General features: G+C 44.7%; 12 protein-coding genes. All 12 read left to right on the forward strand.

Going from position 1 to position 18034, the window contains the following annotated elements:
- Positions 1-14: 14 nt before the first annotated feature.
- Positions 15-1211, forward strand: a complete 1197-nt coding sequence (gene ftsW, locus AB6D80_RS12735) for a cell division protein FtsW (protein WP_009848956.1) — start codon at positions 15-17, stop codon at positions 1209-1211.
- Between the two features lie 12 nt (positions 1212-1223).
- Complete coding sequence (gene murG, locus AB6D80_RS12740) at positions 1224-2285, forward strand: undecaprenyldiphospho-muramoylpentapeptide beta-N-acetylglucosaminyltransferase (protein WP_102250321.1); 1062 nt, start codon at positions 1224-1226, stop codon at positions 2283-2285.
- A gap of 13 nt (positions 2286-2298) precedes the next feature.
- Positions 2299-3759 carry a UDP-N-acetylmuramate--L-alanine ligase gene (murC, locus tag AB6D80_RS12745; RefSeq protein ID WP_372188673.1) on the forward strand — a complete coding sequence of 487 codons (1461 nt, stop codon included), beginning with the start codon at positions 2299-2301 and terminating at the stop codon, positions 3757-3759.
- Between the two features lie 191 nt (positions 3760-3950).
- Entirely contained in the window at positions 3951-4730 is a 780-nt protein-coding gene (locus AB6D80_RS12750; RefSeq protein WP_065680328.1) for a cell division protein FtsQ/DivIB, read from the forward strand.
- Positions 4723-5991: a cell division protein FtsA gene (ftsA, locus tag AB6D80_RS12755; RefSeq protein ID WP_372188675.1), complete on the forward strand. Its 1269-nt coding sequence runs from the start codon at positions 4723-4725 to the stop codon at positions 5989-5991. The genes AB6D80_RS12750 and ftsA overlap by 8 nt, the downstream gene beginning before the upstream one ends.
- Before the next feature lie 31 nt (positions 5992-6022).
- Positions 6023-7252 (forward strand): cell division protein FtsZ, encoded by a 1230-nt coding sequence (gene ftsZ / locus AB6D80_RS12760; RefSeq protein ID WP_012603216.1) that lies wholly within the window; start codon positions 6023-6025, stop codon positions 7250-7252.
- Positions 7253-7348: 96 nt separating this feature from the next.
- Positions 7349-8266: a UDP-3-O-acyl-N-acetylglucosamine deacetylase gene (gene lpxC, locus AB6D80_RS12765; protein WP_009848388.1), complete on the forward strand. Its 918-nt coding sequence runs from the start codon at positions 7349-7351 to the stop codon at positions 8264-8266.
- A 388-nt stretch (positions 8267-8654) separates the two neighbouring features.
- Positions 8655-11381 (forward strand): preprotein translocase subunit SecA, encoded by a 2727-nt coding sequence (secA, locus tag AB6D80_RS12770; RefSeq protein ID WP_009848389.1) that lies wholly within the window; start codon positions 8655-8657, stop codon positions 11379-11381.
- A gap of 307 nt (positions 11382-11688) precedes the next feature.
- Complete coding sequence (gene mutT / locus AB6D80_RS12775; protein ID WP_009848390.1) at positions 11689-12087, forward strand: 8-oxo-dGTP diphosphatase MutT; 399 nt, start codon at positions 11689-11691, stop codon at positions 12085-12087.
- Between the two features lie 92 nt (positions 12088-12179).
- Positions 12180-13004: a 4-hydroxy-tetrahydrodipicolinate reductase gene (gene dapB / locus AB6D80_RS12780; protein ID WP_020477212.1), complete on the forward strand. Its 825-nt coding sequence runs from the start codon at positions 12180-12182 to the stop codon at positions 13002-13004.
- A gap of 503 nt (positions 13005-13507) precedes the next feature.
- Positions 13508-14680 (forward strand): glutamine-hydrolyzing carbamoyl-phosphate synthase small subunit, encoded by a 1173-nt coding sequence (gene carA / locus AB6D80_RS12785; protein WP_371702220.1) that lies wholly within the window; start codon positions 13508-13510, stop codon positions 14678-14680.
- A 16-nt stretch (positions 14681-14696) separates the two neighbouring features.
- Positions 14697-17927, forward strand: a complete 3231-nt coding sequence (gene carB, locus AB6D80_RS12790; RefSeq protein WP_372188678.1) for a carbamoyl-phosphate synthase large subunit — start codon at positions 14697-14699, stop codon at positions 17925-17927.
- Positions 17928-18034: the final 107 nt, after the last annotated feature.

Below are 18034 nucleotides of genomic sequence, written 5' to 3' on the forward strand. Positions count from 1 at the left end.
AGGACTAACATTCAGTGCAAAGAGTGAAAGAGATTAATCAATCTATTTGGCAATGGCTTAACCGTGCCACACCAGAGGCGCTCTACGATCGTCAGTTGGTATGGATTGCTCTTGGACTGATGCTGACGGGCTTGGTAATGGTAACGTCGGCTTCGTTCCCAATCAGTGCTCGTTTAACCGATCAGCCGTTTCACTTCATGTTCCGCCACGCCATTTTCCTGGTGTTAGCGTTAGGTGTATCCAGCGTAATATTACAAATCCCGATGAAACGCTGGTTTCAATACAGTATGTACCTATTGGGCTTATCCTTCTTTTTGCTAGTGGTGGTGTTAGCCGTCGGTAAGTCGGTTAACGGTGCCTCACGTTGGATTCCTCTCGGGCTGTTTAACTTACAACCTGCTGAAGTCGCTAAGTTATCTCTGTTTATCTTTATGGCGGGCTATTTGGTACGTAAACAGGATGAAGTGAGAAAAACCTTCTTCGGTGGTTTTGGTAAACCGATCATGGTGTTCGGTGCCTTTGCGGTGTTGCTACTTGGCCAGCCCGATTTGGGTACCGTTGTCGTAATGTTGGTTACCTTGTTTGGCATGTTGTTTATCGCAGGTGCTAAGCTGTCACAATTTATAGCCTTAATGGTGGCAGGTATTGCTGCCGTTGTGGGATTGATTGTTATTGAGCCTTATCGTGTTCGACGTGTTACGTCATTCTGGGAACCTTGGAGTGACCCGTTTGGTAGTGGTTATCAGCTAACTCAATCATTGATGGCGTTCGGTCGTGGTGATTGGATGGGGCAAGGGCTTGGTAATTCAATTCAAAAACTCGAGTACCTACCTGAAGCACACACCGATTTTGTTTTTGCTGTACTGGCTGAAGAGTTGGGTTTTGTTGGCGTAACCTTAGTGTTGATGCTGATCTTTAGTTTGGTTTTTAAAGCTATTTTTATTGGCAAAAAAGCTTTCGAAAACGACCAAGTGTTCAGCGGTTATCTGGCGTTTGGCATTGGTATTTGGTTTGCTTTTCAGACGCTTGTTAATGTAGGTGCCGCTTCAGGTATTGTTCCGACCAAAGGTCTAACCTTACCGCTGATCAGTTACGGAGGTTCAAGCCTTATCGTGATGTCAGTAGCGGTTTCTATGCTGCTGCGTATCGATCATGAATGCCGAGTTCAACAAAAAGAACAAGCCGACAATCAAAACGAATTAGTAGAATAAGAATCTAACGTTATGAAACAAAACAAAAAACTTTTAGTGATGGCTGGTGGTACTGGCGGTCACGTTTTCCCTGGATTAGCGGTGGCGAAAAAGCTTCAGCAACAAGGTTGGGAAATTCGCTGGTTAGGAACGGCGGACCGAATGGAAGCGGAACTGGTGCCAAAGCATGGTATTGAGATCGACTTCATTAAGGTGAAAGGCCTGCGTGGTCAAGGCATTAGCAAGCTAATTAAAGCGCCGTTCCAGATTATTAATGCCATACTTCAAGCCAGACGACATATTAAAGCATGGCAACCTGATGTGGTGCTTGGCATGGGTGGTTACGTCAGTGGCCCGGGGGGTATCGCGGCTTGGTTATCTGGTATTCCAGTGGTTCTACATGAACAAAATGCAGTGGCAGGTTTAACCAACCAATGGCTGTCTAAGATTGCTAAAAAGGTTTTCCAAGCTTTTCCTGGTGCGTTTTCTACCGCAGAAGTGGTGGGTAACCCAGTACGCGAAGATGTTGTTGCCTTAGCGGAACCCGAGCAACGCATGGCTGAGCGTGATGGTGACATCCGCATCTTGGTTATGGGCGGTAGTCAGGGCGCAAAAATCCTGAACGATACCTTGCCAGTAACGATGGCGCAGCTTGGTGAAGGCTTCACTGTGGTGCATCAAGCAGGTAAGAACAATCAACAGCAAGTGATTGAACAATACAAATCACATTCTGTAGATAATGTTCAAGTGACTGAATTTATTGATGATGTGGCGCAAGCTTATGAGTGGGCAGATCTATTAGTGTGTCGCTCTGGTGCATTAACCGTATCTGAAGTGTCTGCTGCTGGTGTAGGTTCTATTTTCGTTCCGTTTATGCACAAAGACAGACAACAAGCGTTGAATGCCGATCATTTAGTAGAATGTGGCGCGGCGTTAATGATTGAACAGCCTCAACTAACGGCTGATAAACTCGCGAACACTATCGCGCAGCTTGATAGAAATGAATTAAAAATGATGGCAACAAAAGCTCGTCAAGCCGCCAAGCTTGATGCTGATGTGACTGTCGCTGAAGCGATCAAAGCTTTAGCAAAATAATGAGATTGAATTGATGACGATTGAACATACCCAATACTTAGCGCAAATCCGTGCAATGGTGCCAGAGATGCGCCGTGTTAAATCTATCCACTTCATTGGTATTGGTGGTGCCGGAATGAGCGGGATTGCTGAAGTCTTGCTTAATGAAGGCTACCAGATCACAGGTTCTGATATTGCTCAAAACCCAGTGACAGAACGCTTAGTTAGCAAGGGGGCTACTGTTTACGTTGGTCACCAAGCAAGTAACGTTGCCGATGCAAGTGTTGTGGTGGTTTCAACCGCTATCAACGAAGAAAACCCAGAAATTATTGCTGCTCGTGAAGCGCGCACACCGATCGTACGTCGTGCTGAAATGCTGGCTGAGCTGATGCGTTTTCGTCACGGCATTGCTGTGGCAGGTACACACGGTAAAACAACCACGACTGCGCTAGTGACACAGATTTACTCTGAAGCAGGCCTAGATCCAACCTTCGTAAACGGTGGTTTGGTGAAAAGTGCAGGTACTAACGCACGTTTAGGTTCGAGCCGTATTCTTATCGCTGAAGCTGATGAAAGTGATGCGTCATTCTTACATCTGCAACCAATGGTTAGTATCGTCACTAACATTGAAGCGGATCATATGGACACTTACGGCGGCGATTTTGAAACGCTGAAGCAGACGTTTATTGATTTCTTACATAACCTGCCATTCTACGGCCAGGCTGTGATGTGTGTTGATGATCCTGTAGTGCGTGAGCTTATACCTCAGGTTAGCCGCCAAGTGATTACTTACGGCTTCTCAGAAGATGCTGATATCCGTATTGAAAACTACGTACAAGAAGGTCAGCAAGGCAAATTCACGGTGGTACGTGAAGGTAAAGCTAACCTTGATATTACGCTAAACATTCCGGGTCGTCACAATGCATTGAATGCATCCGCTGCGATTGCTGTTGCAACAGAAGATGACATCAGCGATGAAGCGATTCTAAAAGCGATGGCGGGAACCGAAGGCACGGGTCGTCGTTTCGATCACCTAGGTGAGTACGAAACAGGTAAAGGTGTTGCAATGCTGGTTGATGATTACGGTCATCACCCAACCGAAGTGGACGTAACCATTCAAGCTGCACGAAGTGGCTGGACTGATAAACGTCTTGTTATGATCTTCCAACCGCACCGTTATAGCCGTACTCGCGATCTGTATGATGATTTTGCGAACGTTCTTGAACAAGTTGATGTCCTAATTCTGTTAGATGTTTATTCTGCAGGTGAGAAACCTATTGCAGGGGCTGACGGGCGTTCATTAAGTCGAACTATTCGCGGGCGTGGTAAGATAGATCCAATCTTTGTTGCCGATATCAACGCACTGCCATCGGCTTTAGCCAACGTAATTCAAGGCGGTGACCTTGTTTTAACGCAGGGTGCGGGCGACGTTGGCCGTGTAGCGAAGCAGTTGGAATCATTGCAGTTAGACATTAATAAGATGCAGAACGCGTAACAGAATACTGTCTACAGACTGTGGTCAATCGCTCACTTCTTGCGATTGACCTAAAATTGACCAAAAATCTTATTATCAACGTTTGATAGTTTAGTTTTGCTCAGTATAATTCATAGGTTAAAGTAAGTGCTTTTACCTCTATTACGAAGATAGGGAATAGAATTGCGAACCAACGACAGGGAATGCGGGCTTTGGTAGAAAGTACTTTTAGCGAAAACCGCCACCTATTCAGTTTACCGTCGCTCAAGAAACACGCCTTAGGCGGGTCTTTTTTTGTCATGGTATTGCTATTCATTGGATTTCTTTTCTATACCACACTGACTTGGATGTGGGACGATCAGCGATTGCCTCTCTCTAAAATAGTACTGCAAGGCGACTTAACTTATGTAACCGCTGGTGATGTTCAACATGCCTTTAGCGAGCTAGAGCATATTGGAACATTCATGTCTCAAGATATTGGCGTGTTGCAACACAGTTTAGAAGCGTTGCCTTGGGTTTCTGTTGTCTCGATTCGTAAGCAGTGGCCAGACACAATAAAAGTATTTTTGACTGAGTATCATGCAGCAGCTATCTGGAATGGCAATATGCTGTTGAATGAAGATGGTCAGGTGTTTAATGGTGATATTGGCCTTTTGAAGGGTGATAGAGTTAAACTTTACGGTCCAGATGGCACTAGCCAACAAGTGATTGAAAAGTGGCGACAGATAACGCCTTTAATTAACAGCCTAGGGTTAACCGTTACCTCGCTCGTTCTCAATGAGCGTCGCGCCTGGCAAATCATTCTAGACAACGGTATTCGTTTAGAATTAGGTAAAGATTTTTTAGATGAGCGTGTTGAGCGCTTTATTTCGCTTTACAACGAATTAGGTAGTAAGGCGAATCAAGTGAGCTACATCGACCTCAGGTACGATACGGGAGCCGCTGTAGGCTGGTTTCCAGAGCAAGAGTTAGAAGAGAGTACAGATGACTAAGACCGCAGATGACAACATAATCGTTGGTCTTGATATAGGCACTGCGACCATATCAGCTCTAGTTGGTGAAATATTGCCTGATGGTCAAATCAATATCATTGGTTCTGGGCAAAGCCCATCCAGAGGTATGGATAAAGGTGGTGTAAACGACCTAGAGTCGGTAGTTAAGTCGGTTCAGCGAGCTATTGATCAAGCAGAGTTGATGGCGGAATGCCAAATCAGCAATGTATTTATCTCGCTATCGGGTAAACATATCGCAAGCCGAATTGAAAAAGGCATGGGCACTATCTCTGATGAAGAAGTGTCTCAAGACGATATGGATCGAGCGATCCATACCGCGAAATCAATTAAAATAGGTGATGAGCAGAGAATTCTGCACGTGATCCCACAAGAATTTACCATTGATTATCAAGAAGGGATTAAGAACCCTCTTGGTTTATCTGGTGTTCGAATGGAAGTCAGTGTTCACCTAATTTCTTGCCATAGCGACATGGCGAGAAACATTATTAAAGCTGTTGAACGATGTGGTCTCACTGTAGAACAAATCGTGTTTTCAGGACTTGCCTCAAGTAATGCGGTCATTACTGACGACGAGAGAGAGCTTGGAGTCTGTGTTGTTGATATTGGTGCTGGTACGATGGATATTTCCATTTGGACTGGCGGCGCACTGCGACACACAGAAGTCTTTTCCTACGCAGGAAATGCAGTAACCAGTGATATTGCCTTCGCTTTTGGCACGCCAGTGAGCGATGCTGAAGAGATAAAAGTAAAGCATGGTTGCGCTCTGAGTGAACTCGTAAGCAAGGATGATTCTGTTAACGTCCCTAGTGTAGGTGGCCGTCCATCGAGAAGTTTGCAAAGACAAACTTTGTCGGAAGTGATTGAACCACGTTACACTGAACTTATGGGGCTCGTTAACCAAACTATTGATACGGTTCAATTACAGCTACGAGATGAAGGTATTAAACACCACCTTGCAGCTGGCGTCGTTCTCACTGGTGGAGCGGCACAAATTGACGGATTGGTAGAGTGTGCGGAACGTGTTTTCCGCAATCAAGTTCGAGTTGGTAAGCCGTTAGAAGTTAGTGGTTTAACCGACTATGTTAAAGAGCCGTATCATTCTACGGCGGTTGGTTTACTTCATTACGCAAGAGATTGTCAGATCAGCGATGAAGGTGATTACAGCGAACCTAAGCGTTCAGCACCTTCTATGTCTGGTTTATTTGGTAAATTGCGTAATTGGATACAAAAAGAGTTTTAACCTGAGTTGCAGGAAAAAACGGAGATAACACATGTTTGAACCGATGATGGAAATGTCTGACGATGCAGTAATTAAAGTCGTTGGAGTTGGTGGCGGTGGCGGTAACGCTGTTGAGCACATGGTACGTGAATCAATCGAAGGTGTAGAATTCATCAGTGTTAACACTGATGCACAAGCACTTCGTAAAACAAGCGTTAGCAGCGTGATCCAAATTGGTGGTGATATCACTAAAGGTTTGGGCGCTGGTGCAAACCCACAAGTAGGCCGTGATGCAGCTCTCGAAGATCGAGAAAGAATTAAAGAAGTTCTAACTGGCGCCGATATGGTATTTATCGCAGCTGGTATGGGCGGTGGTACGGGTACAGGTGCTGCTCCAGTTATTGCTGAAGTTGCGAAAGAGCTGGGTGTGCTAACGGTTGCTGTTGTAACTAAGCCATTTAGCTTCGAAGGCAAAAAGCGTTTAGCGTTTGCTGAGCAAGGTATCGAAGAGCTGTCTAAGCATGTGGATTCTTTAATTACGATTCCAAATGAAAAGCTACTTAAGGTACTTGGCCGCGGCGTCACTCTGCTAGAAGCTTTCGCAAGTGCAAATGATGTACTTAAAAATGCTGTACAAGGTATCGCTGAGCTAATTACTCGCCCAGGTATGATTAACGTCGATTTCGCGGATGTTCGCACCGTAATGTCAGAGATGGGTCATGCAATGATGGGTAGCGGTATCGCAAAAGGCGAAGACCGTGCTGAAGAAGCTGCTGAAACGGCAATTTCTAGCCCACTACTAGAAGACATCGACCTAGCTGGTGCTCGTGGCGTTCTTGTGAACATCACAGCAGGCCTAGATATGCGCTTAGATGAATTCGAAACAGTAGGTAATACAGTTAAGGCATTCGCATCTGATAACGCAACAGTTGTGATTGGTACTTCTCTAGACCCTGATATGACGGATGAAATCCGTGTAACTGTTGTAGCAACAGGTATCGGCACAGAGAAAAAACCAGACATTACATTAGTTGCTGGTGGTAAAGCTAAGGTTGCACCAACTCCTCAACCACAGGTCGCGGCTCAAACTGCACCAAAAGTGGAAGATAAAGTGGCACAACCATTGCAAGAAAAAACTGAGGTAAAACCTCAAGTTAAGCCGCAGCCAACAACGTCACCTGTTTCTTCAGGTACAGGCGCTAGCCAAAGTGCAGCACCTAAAGCTGAGAAAGAGAGTGGATACTTAGATATTCCGGCATTCTTACGACGTCAGGCTGATTAACAAATACCCAAAGTTTGACTATCGTCGAATTAATGGTAAAATTCGCGGTCGGTAAATACTGACCGTGATTTGTAGCACTGATAACGAGGCAAGCAGATGATCAGACAACGTACTCTGAAAGAAATTGTGAAAACAACTGGTGTGGGTCTCCACTCTGGTCGTAAAGTCACACTTACTCTTCGCCCGGCAGCTGCAAATACAGGTATTGTTTATCGTCGTACAGATGTAAATCCACCTGTAGATTTCCCAGCTGATCCAGCGTCAGTTCGTGACACTATGTTATGTACTGCTCTTGTTAATGACGAAGGCGTACGTATCTCTACAGTGGAACACCTTAACGCAGCTCTAGCGGGTATGGGTATCGACAACATTATTGTTGAAGTCGATGCACCAGAGATCCCAATTATGGATGGTAGCGCAAGCCCATTCGTATACTTGCTACAGCAAGCGGGTGTAGAAACACTGAATGCAGCGAAACGTTTTATTCGAATCAAAAAGCCAATCCGTTTTGAAGATGGCGATAAGTGGGCAGAGTTTGTGCCATTTAACGGCTTCCGTATGGACTTCGAAATCGAATTCAACCATCCAGCAATTGAATCTGATGAACAGCACCTGTTGTTTGATTTTTCTTCACAAGGCTTTGTGAAAGAAATTTCTCGTGCTCGTACCTTCGGCTTCATGCGTGATATTGAATATCTACAATCACAAAACTTGTGTTTGGGTGGTAGCTTTGATTGCGCAATAGTACTAGACGAATACCGAATTCTTAATGAAGAAGGTCTACGTTTCGAAAACGAGTTCGTAACGCATAAAGTGCTAGATGCGATTGGTGACCTTTACATGTGTGGACACGCTATTATCGGTGAGTTCCGTGCATACAAATCAGGTCACGGCCTAAATAATCAACTACTACGCGCAGTACTTGCTGATGCAGAAGCTTGGGAATGGGCAACATTCGAAGAAGAAGTTGGTTCTCCTGTTGCGTTTGCCGAACCAGGAATGGTTCTAGCGTAATTGTTGTTTACGACAATATAAGATTTTGAAAACCAGGTCATTGACCTGGTTTTTTTGTATCTATTTTCCAGATACAGTGTCGTCAGTATTTAAAAGTTGTCTAGTATTTGGCTACAGTCTGGCTAATCCATCAACAATTAGAAAGAAAAGTACCAAGCACATCAAACAAATGGGGTTATAAATGGTCGTTGGTGTGAAAATTACTTACACTAGAGGGCATTAATTTTAACGAAAGCCTTGAAAACTCTACTCTCAAGTACAATATCAAAGATACTAGATTTATCTCAGTATCCTTGGTTAGTAACTAAAGACTAGTTTATAGCTAGTAGAGACTGACGGCATTTAAAATAGATCGCGGACGATCTGAGAACGAAGAGATTCCAAGCACATGATTACTAAGCTGCTGACAAAGGTAATTGGCAGTCGCAATGACAGAACACTGCGCCGCCTTAGAAAAATTGTAAAAGAAATTAATAACTTCGAACCAACGTTTGAAGCTCTTTCAGACGATGAGCTAAAAGCAAAAACGGTTGAGTTTCGCGAGCGCTTAGATAAAGGTGAATCGTTAGATCAACTTCTACCTGAAGCATTCGCTACGGTACGTGAAGCGTCGAAGCGTGTTTACGGCATGCGTCATTTTGACGTGCAAATGATTGGTGGCATGGTTCTAAATGCTGGCCAAATTGCAGAGATGCGTACTGGTGAAGGTAAGACACTTACCGCAACCCTACCAGCTTATCTAAACGCGCTACCAAGCAAAGGTGTGCACGTAATAACGGTGAACGATTACCTAGCGAAGCGTGATGCGGAAACAAACCGTCCATTATTTGAATTCCTTGGCATGACTGTTGGCGTGAATGTGGCAAACATGGCTCCGCCAGAGAAAAAAGAAGCGTACCAAGCTGACATCCTATACGGAACAAACAACGAGTTTGGTTTTGATTACCTTCGTGACAACATGGCTTTTCGTGCTGAAGACCGAGTTCAACGTGAGCGCTTCTTCGCTGTAGTCGATGAGGTTGACTCAATCTTAATTGATGAAGCTCGTACTCCGTTAATTATCTCTGGCCCAGCTGAAGATAGTTCTGACCTTTATACGCGCATTAACACTCTAATTCCTTCTCTAGAGCGTCAAGATAAAGAAGATTCAGAAGAGTACCGTGGTGAAGGTCACTACACCATGGACGAAAAATCAAAACAGGTTCACCTGACTGAAAACGGTCAAGAATTTGTAGAAGAACTAATGGTCAAAAACGGCTTGATGGAAGAGGGTGACACACTTTACTCTCCAACCAATATCAGCCTATTGCACCATGTGAATGCTGCGCTTCGTGCACACGTATTGTTTGAGAAAAACGTCGACTACATCGTTACTGAAGAAGGCGAAGTGGTTATCGTTGATGAACATACTGGTCGTACTATGCCAGGTCGTCGTTGGTCTGAAGGTTTACACCAAGCTGTTGAAGCTAAAGAAGGTGTGAAGATTCAAAATGAAAACCAAACGCTAGCATCGATCACATTCCAGAATTTCTTCCGTCTGTATGAAAAACTGTCAGGTATGACAGGTACTGCTGATACAGAAGCGTTCGAATTCCAGTCTATCTACGGCCTAGAAACGGTGGTTATCCCAACCAACAAGCCTATGGTTCGTAACGATATGCCAGATGTGGTTTATCGTACTGAAGAAGACAAGTTCAATGCGATCATTGAAGACATCAAAGACCGTGTAGCGGCTGGTCAGCCATCACTGGTTGGTACAGTTTCTATCGAGAAATCTGAACTGCTGTCTAACGCATTGAAAAAATCAAAAATTAAGCACAACGTTCTAAATGCTAAGTTTCATGAAATGGAAGCTGAGATCGTTGCACAAGCTGGTATGCCTGGTGCGGTAACTATCGCAACTAACATGGCCGGTCGTGGTACCGATATCGTGCTAGGTGGTAGCTGGCAGGCACAACTTGAGAAGATAGAGAACCCAACCAAAGAGCAGATCGAGAAGATCAAAGCTGATTGGAGAATCATTCACGATAAAGTACTTGAGTCAGGTGGTCTGCACATCATTGGTACTGAGCGTCATGAATCTCGCCGTATCGATAACCAGCTACGTGGTCGTTCTGGTCGTCAAGGTGATGCGGGTTCTTCTCGTTTCTACCTATCAATGGAAGATTCTCTACTACGTATATTTACGTCTGATCGTATGGCTGGTCTTATCCAAAGTGGTATGGACGAAGGCGAAGCGATTGAATCTAAGATGCTGTCTCGCTCAATTGAAAAAGCACAACGTAAAGTGGAAGGTCGTAACTTCGACATCCGTAAGCAGCTTCTTGAGTACGATGATGTAGCCAATGACCAACGTAAGGTTGTTTATGAGCTACGTGATGAACTGATGAGTTCAGATGACATCAGTGAAATGATCGAACACAACCGTGAAGATGTACTGGCGTCAGTTATTGATGAATACATCGCTCCTCAGTCTCTTGAAGATATGTGGGATATTGCGGGTCTGCAAGATCGTCTGAAGAATGACTTCGATCTAGACTTTGACATTCAAGGTTGGTTAGACGAAGACGACAAGCTTTATGAAGAAGCATTGCGTGAGCGCATTCTTGGTATGGCGGTTGATTCTTACAAACAGAAAGAAGAAGTGGTTGGTGCTCAAGTACTGCGTAACTTCGAGAAGTCTGTGATGCTACAAACGCTAGACGGCCTTTGGAAAGAGCACTTGGCTGCGATGGATCACCTTCGTCAAGGTATCCACTTACGTGGTTATGCTCAGAAGAACCCGAAACAAGAGTATAAGCGCGAGTCGTTTGAACTGTTTGAAGGCCTACTAGATGTACTGAAAACAGACGTTGTGACCATCCTTTCTAAAGTTCGTGTTCAGCAACAAGAAGAAGTTGAAAAGATGGAAGCTCAACGTCAAGCTCAAGCTGAACAAGCGGCGCGTCGTGCACAAGCACAACATGCAACGGCTGAAAACCAGCTAGCTGACGATGAAGCGGATGCGGCATCTCCACAAACGGTAGTACGCGATGAGCGTAAAGTGGGTCGTAACGAACCATGTCCATGTGGAAGTGGTAAGAAGTACAAACAGTGTCACGGTAAAATAGACTAAGTCTGGTGAATCGTTGCTGTAACGGATGATTGTAGTGTCGGAGGTACTCACTTACTAACGTAAGCTCCGTGCCTCCTCCTTGCACTCACCACGTCACAGCTTAGCTTCACACAAACTTATTGATAAAAAGAGTCGCTTAGGCGGCTCTTTTTGTATGTGAAAATAATAAGGTTTCGATAGCGTCATCATCGAGAGTGAGGGACGAGCGAATCGGGGATCTTTCGAACTAACAAAAGAGCAGATTCCCTATCTAATTCGTTCCTCATTGTAGGGAATGACGCTAGGAACATAGAAGGAACACCATCATATGAAAAGAATCCACATTGTAGCGGGCATCATCTTCAATCAAGATAAGTCACAGGTATTTATCACTAAGCGCCCAGACGATAAACACAAAGGCGGTTTTTGGGAATTTCCAGGTGGCAAGGTTGAAGCGGGCGAAACCATCGAACAAGCAATGACTCGTGAGCTTGATGAAGAGATTGGTATTAAGGTGACAGAACAGACTTTGTTTGAACACCTTGAGTTTGACTATACGGATAAGTCACTTAAGTTTGATTTCATCCTTGTGACCGAATTCGAGCAACAGCCTTATGGTAAAGAAGGTCAACAAGGTGAATGGGTCGATCTTGAATCATTGAGTCAATACGCCTTCCCCGAAGCAAACGTGCCAATTTTAGAGCGAGTAATAAAAGAGTTTTCGTAATTGCTAGCCTGAGTTTGAGATTGTTGTTAGTTTAAAGAGATTAATCGATTGAACGTTGCTGCAAGAGATAAGTGGCAACGGTAACCAAAACAATGGAGATATTCGCAGTGGTAAGAATTGCAATTGCAGGAGCAGCTGGCCGTATGGGTCGTAACTTGGTGAAAGCCGCTCACCATAATTCAGAAGCAAGCGTTGGTGCTGGTTCAGAACGTCCAGAATCATCTTTGGTCGGTGTTGACGTCGGCGAGTTATGCGGTGAAGGTCGTTTTGATGTGGCTCTAGTTGATGACCTTTCGAAAGCGATTGAACAGTTTGACGTGATCGTCGACTTTACCGCACCTGTAAGCACATTAGCGAATATTGAACTTTGTAAACGTCACGGTAAAAAACTGATCATCGGCACTACGGGTTTCTCTGAAGAAGAAAAGCAGGTTATCGATGCGGCTTCAAAAGAAATGGCTATCGTAATGGCACCGAACTATAGCGTTGGCGTGAACTTGGTTTTTAAGCTGTTAGAGAAGGCCGCTAAAGTGATGGGCGATTACTGTGATGTTGAAATCGTAGAGGCTCACCACCGTCATAAAGTCGATGCGCCGTCAGGTACTGCGATCGGCATGGGTGAAGCGATCGCTGGTGCGATGGGCAATGAGCTAAACGATGTCGCTGTATGGTCACGCGAAGGCATTACGGGCGAGCGTACAAAAGATGAGATTGGTTTTGCGACAATCCGTGCCGGTGACATCATTGGCGAGCATACCGCAATGTTTGCTGATATTGGTGAGCGCGTTGAAATTACCCATAAAGCCACGGATAGAATGACCTTTGCTAATGGCGCAATCAAGGCAGCTGTTTGGCTAAATGATAAGCCAGCAGGCTTTTATACCATGACAGACGTCCTTGGTTTAAACGATCTGTAAATAGATATTTATGCGCTGGCAATTGCCGGCGCTTTCTTTATTTACCCCTTTTTTCTACTTAAACTCCTCTTGGTCACTTTCTTCTTATTCTCCGATTTTCCTGATTAGAACTGTATTTAGTTGTTGTTTATCACCGCTTGACTCTTATTTTTGATTTAAAGCTTTAAATCTACGTGTTTACTCATTGTATTTATCGATTGCGTTTTGTTGGTGATATTTTTGCCACCTAATGGTGGGTGAAAATGACGGGCGAAAATTAGAAAATCGTAATATTCCTATTAATTGAGTATGAAAGTTGAACTTTTGAAGCTTTGATGGGAGAAATTGAATTAGTTATTACAAATGTTTAATTTCTTTTGCGTTAAATGTTGACACGTATCACGCAGATCACTAAAATACCGCCAATTTGTCTAATTTCCATAAACACGCAGTTTTTGGTGTTGCAGGAAGGTAGATTTGCAAATTAAATCAATTTTAATGCATTTTTATTTCTGGAGGTTGTCTTGAAGAAGTCAGCACTACTCGTCCTAGAAGATGGGACAGTATTTCACGGTGAAGCCATTGGCGCTGTAGGTTCTGCAGTTGGTGAAGTCGTTTTTAATACCTCGATGACGGGGTACCAAGAAATCCTCACTGATCCTTCCTATTCTCAACAAATCGTTACCCTTACTTACCCTCACATTGGCAATACCGGAACCAATTCCGAAGACGAAGAATCTTCTTCAATCCACGCTCAAGGCCTTGTGATTCGCGATCTCCCTCTAATCGCTTCTAACTTCCGTAATGAACAATCTCTTTCTGATTACCTTAAGTCGCAAAACGTTGTTGGTATCGCTGATATCGATACTCGTAAGCTGACGCGTATTCTTCGTGAAAAAGGCGCACAGAACGGTTGTATCGTAGCTGGCTCTTCAGTAAATGATGGAAATTTAGACGAAGCTTTGGCTCTAGCTAAAGCAAAAGAATTCCCTGGCCTGAAAGGTATGGACCTTGCGAAAGAAGTTACAACAAAAGAAGCGTATCAATGGAAACAAGGTTCGTGGACGCTTACGGGTGGACTTCCTGAAGCGAAAGCAGACTCTGAATTGCCATACCACGTTGTTGCTTATGACTTCGGTGCAAAACGAAACATCTTACGAATGCTTGTTGACCGCGGCTGCCGCCTAACGGTTGTTCCTGCTGAAACTTCTGCTGAAGAAGTACTTGCTCTGAACCCAGACGGTGTTTTCCTTTCAAATGGCCCTGGTGACCCAGAACCATGTACTTACGCAATTGAAGCAACAAAAGTGTTCCTAGAAAAAGGTTTACCAATCTTTGGTATCTGTCTAGGTCACCAGATTCTTGCTCTTGCGTCAGGCGCTAAGACAGTGAAAATGAAGTTTGGTCACCACGGTGCAAACCACCCGGTTAAAGATTTAGAACGTGATGTTGTGATGATTACTTCACAAAACCACGGCTTTGCTGCTGACGAAGATACGCTTCCAGAGACATTACGAGCGACTCATAAGTCTCTATTTGATGGTTCTCTACAAGGTATCCACCGTACAGACAAACCAGCATTTAGCTTCCAAGGTCACCCAGAAGCAAGTCCAGGTCCAGAAGATGCGGCGCCGCTATTCGACCACTTCATTGAATTAATTAACCAGTCTGTTGCAAACAAACAAGACAAAGCGTAATCCGGAGTAGTAGATAATGCCAAAACGTACTGACATTAAAAGTGTTCTAATTCTAGGTGCTGGTCCGATTGTTATCGGTCAAGCATGTGAGTTTGATTACTCTGGTGCTCAAGCTTGTAAAGCACTTCGCGAAGAAGGTTACCGAGTTATTCTTGTAAACTCGAACCCAGCGACAATCATGACTGACCCAGACATGGCTGATGCGACTTACATCGAACCTATCCAATGGGAAGTGGTTCGTAACATCATCGCTAAAGAGAAGCCTGATGCAGTTCTACCGACAATGGGCGGCCAAACTGCACTTAACTGTGCGTTAGATTTAGAAAAATACGGCGTACTTGAAGAGTTCGGCGTAGAGATGATTGGCGCAACTGCTGACGCTATCGATAAAGCTGAAGACCGCTCTCGTTTTGATAAAGCAATGAAAGCTATTGGTCTTGAGTGTCCAACGGCTGATACAGCGAAAACGATGGAAGAAGCTTACAAAGTTCAAGAAATGGTTGGTTTCCCTTGTATCATTCGTCCATCGTTTACGATGGGTGGTACAGGCGGTGGTATCGCTTATAACAAAGAAGAATTTGAAGAAATTTGTCGTCGTGGTCTGGATCTTTCTCCAACCAACGAACTTCTAATCGATGAGTCACTTATCGGTTGGAAAGAGTATGAGATGGAAGTGGTTCGCGACAAGAACGACAACTGCATCATCGTATGTGCGATTGAAAACTTTGACCCAATGGGTATTCACACTGGTGACTCGATCACCGTGGCTCCTGCTCAAACGCTAACAGACAAAGAATACCAACTAATGCGTAACGCTTCTCTAGCGGTACTGCGTGAGATTGGTGTTGAAACGGGTGGCTCAAACGTACAGTTTGGTATTAACCCGAAAGATGGCCGTATGGTTATTATCGAGATGAACCCACGTGTATCTCGTTCTTCTGCACTTGCTTCTAAAGCAACAGGTTTCCCAATCGCTAAGATTGCAGCGAAACTGGCTGTTGGCTTTACGCTAGACGAGCTAATGAATGACATCACTGGTGGCGCAACGCCAGCATCATTCGAACCAACAATCGATTACGTAGTAACTAAGATTCCTCGTTTTAACTTCGAGAAGTTTGCAGGTGCTAACGACCGTCTAACGACTCAAATGAAGTCGGTTGGTGAAGTTATGGCTATCGGCCGTAACCAACAAGAATCTCTACAGAAAGCACTTCGCGGTCTAGAAGTTGGCGCAACTGGTTTTGACGAAATGGTCGACCTAGATGCACCTGACGCACTAACGACGATTCGCCATGAGCTTAAAGAAGCTGGTTCTGACCGTATTTGGTACATCGCAGATGCTTTCCGTGCTGGTATGTCAGTTGATGGTGTATTCAACCTAACGCAAATTGACCGTTGGTTCCTAGTTCAAATCGAAGACATCGTAAAACTAGAGCAAGAACTCAAAGCGAAAGGCTTTGCTGGTCTGAATAAAGACGAGCTAATGAAGCTTAAGCGTAAAGGTTTTGCTGATGCTCGCCTATCTAAGATTCTAGGTGTAGCAGAAAGCGAAATCCGTCGTCTACGTGACCAATACGATATTCACCCAGTCTACAAGCGTGTAGATACTTGTGCGGCTGAGTTCTCTTCTGATACGGCTTACATGTACTCATCTTACGATGATGAATGTGAGTCGAACCCAACAGACAAAGAGAAAATCATGATCTTAGGCGGCGGTCCAAACCGTATCGGCCAAGGTATTGAATTCGATTACTGTTGTGTACATGCATCTCTAGCACTACGTGAAGATGGCTACGAAACAATCATGGTTAACTGTAACCCTGAGACAGTTTCGACAGACTATGATACGTCTGACCGTCTGTACTTTGAACCAGTAACTCTGGAAGACGTACTAGCAATCGTTCGTGTTGAGAAGCCAAAAGGCGTTATCGTTCAGTACGGTGGTCAAACACCACTGAAACTGGCTCGTGAGCTTGAAGCTGCTGGCGTACCAATCATTGGTACTAGCCCAGACGCAATCGACCGTGCAGAAGACCGTGAGCGTTTCCAAGTTGCTGTTGACCGTCTTGGTCTTCTACAACCAGAAAACGCGACAGTAACAACAATGGATCAAGCGGTAGAGAAATCTCGCGAAATCGGCTTCCCACTGGTTGTTCGTCCTTCTTATGTTCTTGGTGGTCGAGCGATGGAAATCGTATACGACGAGCAAGACTTACGCCGCTACTTCAACGAAGCAGTTAGCGTTTCAAACGAATCTCCAGTACTACTTGATAGCTTCCTAGACGATGCTGTTGAAGTGGACGTTGATGCGATTTGTGACGGTGAGCGTGTTGTTATTGCGGGTATCATGGAGCATATCGAGCAAGCGGGTGTTCACTCAGGTGACTCAGCATGTTCTCTTCCGGCTTACACGTTAAGCCAAGAAATCCAAGACGTAATGCGTGAGCAAGTTGAAAAGCTAGCGTTCGAGTTGGGTGTTCGTGGTCTAATGAATACGCAGTTTGCTGTTAAGAACAACCAAGTGTACCTAATCGAGGTTAACCCTCGTGCAGCACGTACAGTGCCGTTCGTATCGAAAGCAACAGGCGCAGCAGTCGCTAAGATTGCAGCTCGTGTGATGGCAGGTCAATCGTTAGAGTCTCAAGGCTTTACGAAAGAAATCATCCCACCTTACTACTCAGTGAAAGAGGTTGTTCTTCCGTTCAACAAATTCCCTGGTGTTGATCCACTGTTAGGCCCAGAAATGCGCTCTACTGGTGAAGTTATGGGTGTTGGCGCAACGTTTGCTGAAGCATACTCTAAAGCTGAATTGGGTTGTGGTCACATCTACCCTGAAGGTGGTCGTGCATTGCTTTCTGTTCGCGAAGGCGACAAAGAGCGTGTTGTTGACCTAGCATCTAAGCTATCTAAGCTTGGTTACCAGCTAGACGCAACTCACGGTACAGCTGTTATCCTTGGCGAAGCGGGCATTAACCCACGTCTAGTAAACAAGGTACACGAAGGTCGTCCTCACATTCTTGACCGTATCAAGAACAACGAGTACACGTACATCGTGAACACTGCGGCTGGCCGTCAAGCGATTGAAGATTCTAAAGTTCTTCGTCGTGGCGCATTGGCTGAGAAAGTGAACTACACGACTACGCTAAACGCAGCATTCGCGACTTGTATGGCGCACACTGCAGACGCAAAAACGTCAGTAACTTCAGTTCAAGAGCTACACGCACAAGTTAAAGCTTCTCTAGCTTAATAGACTAACGCGTATCGCTGTTAAGCGGATATAAATGCTCAAAGCCCACTCTTGAACTGACCCCCAATAGTTGGACACCAATTATTGGGGGTCTTTTTATGTCCAAA

The organism is Vibrio sp. 10N.247.310.17, assembly GCF_041466605.1.
Taxonomy (GTDB): Bacteria; Pseudomonadota; Gammaproteobacteria; order Enterobacterales; family Vibrionaceae; genus Vibrio; species Vibrio tasmaniensis_A.